The organism is Acinetobacter zhairuonensis (assembly GCF_022601715.1).
In the GTDB taxonomy this organism is placed as follows: domain Bacteria; phylum Pseudomonadota; class Gammaproteobacteria; order Pseudomonadales; family Moraxellaceae; genus Acinetobacter.
Genome location: NZ_JAKVIM010000031.1, coordinates 1 through 5,874 on the forward strand (window position 1 = coordinate 1; position 5,874 = coordinate 5,874).

Annotated in this window: 8 protein-coding genes; all 8 read left to right on the forward strand. The window is 36.9% G+C overall.

Going from position 1 to position 5,874, the window contains the following annotated elements:
• On the forward strand, positions 1-1,166 hold a 1,166-nt coding region (locus MKI85_RS16785), incomplete at its 5' end, for a replication initiation factor domain-containing protein (RefSeq protein ID WP_455168467.1).
• 2 nt (positions 1,167-1,168) lie between these two features.
• Entirely contained in the window at positions 1,169-1,483 is a 315-nt protein-coding gene (locus MKI85_RS16790; RefSeq protein ID WP_241629445.1) for a hypothetical protein, read from the forward strand.
• A gap of 92 nt (positions 1,484-1,575) precedes the next feature.
• Complete coding sequence (locus MKI85_RS16795; RefSeq protein ID WP_241629447.1) at positions 1,576-1,758, forward strand: hypothetical protein; 183 nt, start codon at positions 1,576-1,578, stop codon at positions 1,756-1,758.
• 18 nt (positions 1,759-1,776) lie between these two features.
• On the forward strand, positions 1,777-2,037 hold the full coding sequence (locus tag MKI85_RS16800) for a hypothetical protein (protein ID WP_241629449.1): 261 nt from the start codon (positions 1,777-1,779) through the stop codon (positions 2,035-2,037).
• A 151-nt stretch (positions 2,038-2,188) separates the two neighbouring features.
• A complete protein-coding gene (locus tag MKI85_RS16805; RefSeq protein ID WP_241629450.1) occupies positions 2,189-3,541 on the forward strand; it encodes a virulence factor TspB C-terminal domain-related protein in 1,353 nt (450 codons plus the stop codon).
• Positions 3,534-3,818 carry a DUF2523 family protein gene (locus tag MKI85_RS16810; protein ID WP_241629452.1) on the forward strand — a complete coding sequence of 95 codons (285 nt, stop codon included), beginning with the start codon at positions 3,534-3,536 and terminating at the stop codon, positions 3,816-3,818. Before MKI85_RS16805 ends, MKI85_RS16810 begins: the two co-directional genes overlap by 8 nt.
• Entirely contained in the window at positions 3,818-5,248 is a 1,431-nt protein-coding gene (locus MKI85_RS16815; protein WP_241629454.1) for a zonular occludens toxin domain-containing protein, read from the forward strand. Before MKI85_RS16810 ends, MKI85_RS16815 begins: the two co-directional genes overlap by 1 nt.
• Positions 5,249-5,613: 365 nt before the next feature.
• Positions 5,614-5,802 carry a hypothetical protein gene (locus tag MKI85_RS16820; protein WP_241629457.1) on the forward strand — a complete coding sequence of 63 codons (189 nt, stop codon included), beginning with the start codon at positions 5,614-5,616 and terminating at the stop codon, positions 5,800-5,802.
• Positions 5,803-5,874: the final 72 nt, after the last annotated feature.

A 5,874-nucleotide genomic window follows, 5' to 3' on the forward strand; every position in this document is an offset into this window, starting at 1 on the left:
AATCGAACAAAAAACAATCAATACCACAAGTTTGCCAGTGGGGAATGGGATTTTTAGATACCCCCATTAATAAGATGGGGGTAACGGAATTCGAATCCATGCACTCCCGTATGCAAGATGCAGATTTGCCTTTGCCGTTTGATCGTTCGTTTCCAGTTCCACATGTACACATGGTCATGACTGGGCGTGGTGCTAAACAAGTTCAATGTCGTTTACCTGCTGATAAAGAAATCTGTGTAGTTGACTGGGTTAACTTCACTGATAGCACTATGACTTTAGGTGCAAATTTGCATAAAGCTCGTGAAGAAGACTTAGCAATCAGTAAATCTGATTTAAATATGCAAATGGCATTAGCCATTGAAAAACACATTGAACACATTTTCGGTCTTCAATTAAGCCTTTGCGATAAAGGCAAAAAGAATATGTACCAAAGTTCCTTTGAAATTGGCGATAAATGCGGTTTCGTCTGTGTTGGTGGTCAACGTGATACCTATCTCGTCATGCTTTCAGGTCGTGGCTGTTCACTTGCTACTGAAGGTTGGGAAAAACGACTCCACACGTTTTTAACCAATGTCGCTACACGCGGAAAATTAACCCGTATCGACTTGGCTCATGATGATTTTGACGGAACACGTATTAATGTTGACTGGGGCAACATGATGGATGGAATGGGCGGTTTTCAAAATGGAAATCGTGCACCAAATGTCGAGCACAAAGGCAATTGGAAACGTCCAAACGGACGTGGACGTACATTAAATATTGGTTCCCGTGAATCGGGCATGTATTTACGACTTTATGAGAAAGGCAGGGCAGAAGGCGACCCAGATGACAACTGGCAACGTGCCGAAATTGAGTTTAAGTCACGTGACCGTATTTTGCCTTACGCAATGCTTTTATCACCTTCCGAATATTTCATTGCAGCCTATCCATGTTTTCAATTCCTAGCTGAACATGTTCAGCCAAAACGTATCGAAACTATGGTGAAAGCTGCGCAAATCAATGCGCATGCTGCTATTGAAATCATCAAGAAACAGTACGGCAAATATATCAATGTTTTCAAACAAGTGTTTGAACCCGAAGAACTTTTAAATCTTATCTCATGTTCTGATCCGTTGGCTTATCCCAAGCGGTTAGATCATGTCTTAGTTACTGCAATGAGGATGTAATTATGTCTCAACAAATGGTTGTGAATTTGGTTGGTGTTAAAGCTACAGATTGGAAAGCTGACGATGGACGTCATTATGACTATGTCACTTTATTTGGCTTGATTCCAATGGATACCAGTACTGGTAACGCATTCGGTCAAGGTGTTGCTGAATTCAAATGGCAGGATTCACGAAATCTTGTCCAATTTCAGGGACGTAAATTTCCTTTCGAAGTCACATTAGAACTTGATTATGTTTCTACAGGTCGTGGTCAAAAGCAAGTTTTAACTAACGTCATTCTTCCACAAGTACAGGCAGTTAAACCTAATGGGCAATAACGAAAAGATGTGTCCGATTTGTGGGTCGTATTTTCATTATCAGTTTTTACCGTTTCATCAATCTAGCTGTAACGGTTAAGGAATTATAAGAAATGGCAATGCTCTGTGAATCAATCAACGAAGAAACTCAGCAATGCCTGAAATGGGTTGAGTACGTCCCACAATACATGCTCCCACCGTTAACCATGCAAGAAGCAGTAACTATGGGCTTAGGCTTTTGGTTCATGATGCTTGTTGCATGGGGGATAACGGAAATTAAGTTTTCATTCTTATAAACACATAGGAGAAATGTTATGGAACTTGAAAACAAACCTGCTGTAAACGCTGTTTCTGCAAAACCTCAGATGTCTTTACCTCAAAAAATCGTTATCACGGCTATTTTAGGTACTGCTTCTGTTTCTTCATTTGCTGAACTCACAATGCCTGAAGTCTCTGTTGAGCAGTTTGTAACTTACATCGGTCTACTGATCGCTGCTGTTGCAACTGTAGCTTCTGCGAATCTCATGATCCCAATGGTAGCAAAAGGCATCAAAGCCATTCGCTTAGCATTCTAAACAAAAGGGCGCTCTCTCAAGAAAAAAACTGGCGAGGGCGCGCAGTCCAGTTTTTTTCAAAGGAGCGCCTTTTTTATGTCTTATTTATTCCCTTACTTTGTCCTCTTTTGCTTCATTTGTACTGGTCTTGCGATGTATCGGAGATAAGCAGATGAGAAAATTCTTTGTTTTTCTTTTATCTATAACAATTACTTTGACACCTACATTTCTTTGGGCTGGTGCTGCTGAAAAATGGGAAATTGTAGAAAATTTTTATGATTCTTCTAAACAAACCGTTCGTCTTCAGACTCGAAGAATAACAACAGCAGCTGCTAATTCAGGAAAATTTATTGTTGATGTTCCTGTAAACCCTTCATCGCTTGGTAAAACTGTCAAGGGAATGCTTTGGCTTAGTCTTGCTACTGTTGCAGTAGATCAGATGCTTAATGGAATTGGTTGGATCATAGATAAAGGCTCTCAGACTATTAAAAAAGAAATACCATGTGAACAGTCGTCTGGTTGTCCTACTGAGCCTTATATTTATAAACTAACTGATTTTAATACTACTATTCAGGCATACGGTATTAATGCTTTTTCTACTTTATACATACAAACATATAATTCATATTTTCAATCACAAGGTTCACCTAGGCGCGCTAAATTAACCAAAGTTTTTCCATATGATAAGTTTGCTAATACTGGTGGATACATTACTTTTACTTTTGGTTTAAATGCTGCTAATGACAATAACTATAACAATACTGGTACTGCTTCACCTCAGCGCTCATTAAATCCAAATTTCGATCCAAATGCCGTTCCTAACTATAAATATATGTCTGATACTGAACTAGGTAATGAGCTTATGGGTCAGGGTGAAAATAAAAATCCTATTTCTGATGCGATTGAAGAAGCATATGACCCAAACAACCCACTTCAAGAAATGCCAGCACCTAAAGAATCTAATGATGCATTAAACGCTTCAAACCCTGAACCTGAAACAGACCCAAAAGGTGATACATCAGAAAAACCCAATGTAGATACAGACGGTGACGGTGTTCCTGATGAATACTCTGCTTCTGCTCCATCTGTTGGTCAAGAATTTACATTACCAAAAGCTTGTGAATGGTGGCCCGCTGCTTGTGACTTCTTCTTAGTTCAAAAACAAGACAATAAAGACTTTAAAGAAAACCAAAACAAGCAACTCGAACAAGACAAAACCTTTTTTGAAAAAGTATCTGACTGGTTCGATTGGTCAAAACAAGATGATATTCCTAACCCTCCTGACGAAACTGTTCCACAAGATCAAGATATACCCGTAATTAATCCAAATATGATTCAGGCTTCTGGTCAATGTCCTCAAGACCTTGTTTTAGAAATTCCTTCACCTTTTGGCGGCTCTAATCAAATCACATACTCTTACGATACTTTCTGCTTTTGGTTATCTAAATTAAAGCCTTGGGTAATTCTTACAGCCCACATTATCGGTATTGGAATTATTGGCGGTAGGGGGTCTGACAATGGGTAGTCTTTCTGCCTTACTCGTAAAAGTCGTTGACTACGCATCTAAATCTTTTTTTAAAAATGGCTTTAAAGCTTTAGGTCTTGGTCTTGTCTCTTATGCTGTTCTATTAACGCTTTTTAACACAGCTATGGCTTACATTCGTGATTCATGGGGTCAATTGGGCGAGTTCTTCTATTCTTTCAATCTCGCTGGCATAGACGCATTTATCTCAATCATTCTTTCTTATATCTCAGTTAAATTTTACTTGGCTTCTAAAAAAGCTGTCATGAGGGTTATCTAATGCCTTTATATGCAATTGTTGGCAAAATGCGTCAGGGTAAATCTTACTTTTCAGTAAAGACTATCAATGAACTACAAGAAACAAATAATAAGCATGTAGTTAATAACTTTAAGGTTTTTAATGAAAATCAGGAATTGCTTGAAAAATCAGGTGATGAAGATTTAACACAAGAATTTCATCTTCTTTGTACTGAACAACAATATGAAAGCTACTTTGTAGATTATGTCGAATACAATAAATTTGTTGATACTTATAATGAAGAAAATTCAGCGAAGCTGAATAAATTAAAGCCTGTACGTCAAATTTATACTGATATCAAAGGTCTTAAAATTGAATTCGTATTACCTGCGCCTGACGACTGGAGAACAACTCCGAAAGGTTCAATTATTTTCTATGATGAAGTACAAGACCGTGAGCCTTACAGATTTGTAGGTAATGTTCCATCACGTGATCAAATGATTTTAGATATTGCTAAGATCGGTCATACTGATAAAGATATGTACTTGATTACTCAAGATCCTGACAACCTGAATAAATCTCTACGCAAAATTGTAGATAAACTTTATTTTGTAAAACGACCACCACAAAACTTTGATTGCTGTTCCGTCTATGTTTTCCCTAAGTGGCTTTCTGATCCTAGTGCTGCTGCTGATTCTCAACGTGAACCGAAAAAGTATATTTCTAATGAGGTCATCGGCTATAAACAAGCAATCTATGATCTCTATGAATCTGCTTCAAGTCACGAATCTATTAAAAAGAAATTTCCTAAAAAGTGGGTCATTGTTGGAATTTTAATATTAATTTTCTTTGGCTTTATTGTTTTTGGATTTACTAAAATTCCAATTTTTTCATATTTTACTGATGCTGTAAAAATGATGTTCGGTCAAAGCTCTAATGTACAAGATGCTTTAAAACCCCAAATGCCTACATCACCTAAACCTTCCGCATCTGCTACAGGTTCTCCAGTAGCTTCAAACGAGTCATTTCAAGCTGACCGAGATTGCAGAAAAGCTGTAAATGTTGAGAAAAAAGAATGTGTTGATTGGTTCAATAATCTTTCAAAAAATAAAGGTTCGGTTACTACTGGAGAGAATGGAGAATCTATAGTTACATACGATCCATCAAAGCCATATGAAACTGAGTCTATACAACAAAGTATTTCTTATGAAGTTACAGCAAAACCTGTGTTTTCAGGTTGTATGAAGAAAAATGGAAAATATTATGCTTATACACAACAGGGGACTAAGCTCAATGTTTCACAACAGGATTGTCGTGATCTTGTAGAATATGGTGACAGACCATTTAATTATTTTGCTCAACAACAAGAATCGTCACAGATACAACCACAAACTACTCCAGTGGAACAAAACCAACCGAGTCTTGAACAAATAGCTAAATTTGAACAAGCTAAAAAAGAAGGGTTAATTTAATGAATGGATTTGGCTTTGTTTGTGCTTTTTTAATTTTATCTTTTATTTTTTATACTGCTTTTATGTTAGCAGATCTTGTCATAGGTTTTTAAACATGAACATCAAAACTAATTTACAAGGACGTATTCATTGCCAGATTTGTGATATAGCTACTAGTCAAATATATTTAATTAATCAGATGCATCTTTGTTTTGCTTGTGCCAAGAAAATTAAACCTGATTTACAACAAACTTAATAGAGCAGGCGGAGTGCCTGCGAACTAATGAAATATGACTTAAAACCTTCTTTCCCTGATTACAAGCTCCCTTTAGAATACAAACGGTAAAATTAGAGCGTCCCGAATGGGCGCGAACTGAGGGTTTAAAATGTTATCACAACAAATTTTTGATGAAGCTGCAAAGGTTGCGAAGCAGCATTTAGAAGGGAAGTTAGACGTTTCTATAAGTATAGAAGTTTTACAGAAGCTTTTAGATGATGAAGATAGTGCTCATTTGTTTATAGTTGAGTTTAATAATTATTTAGAAAAGTATCGGACTTGGTACGGCAAACAATAAGATGCCGGTAAAGATTTGAGGTTTATATGTTTGGATATGGTTTTTGGATTGATGCTTTAATTTTTTTTATAA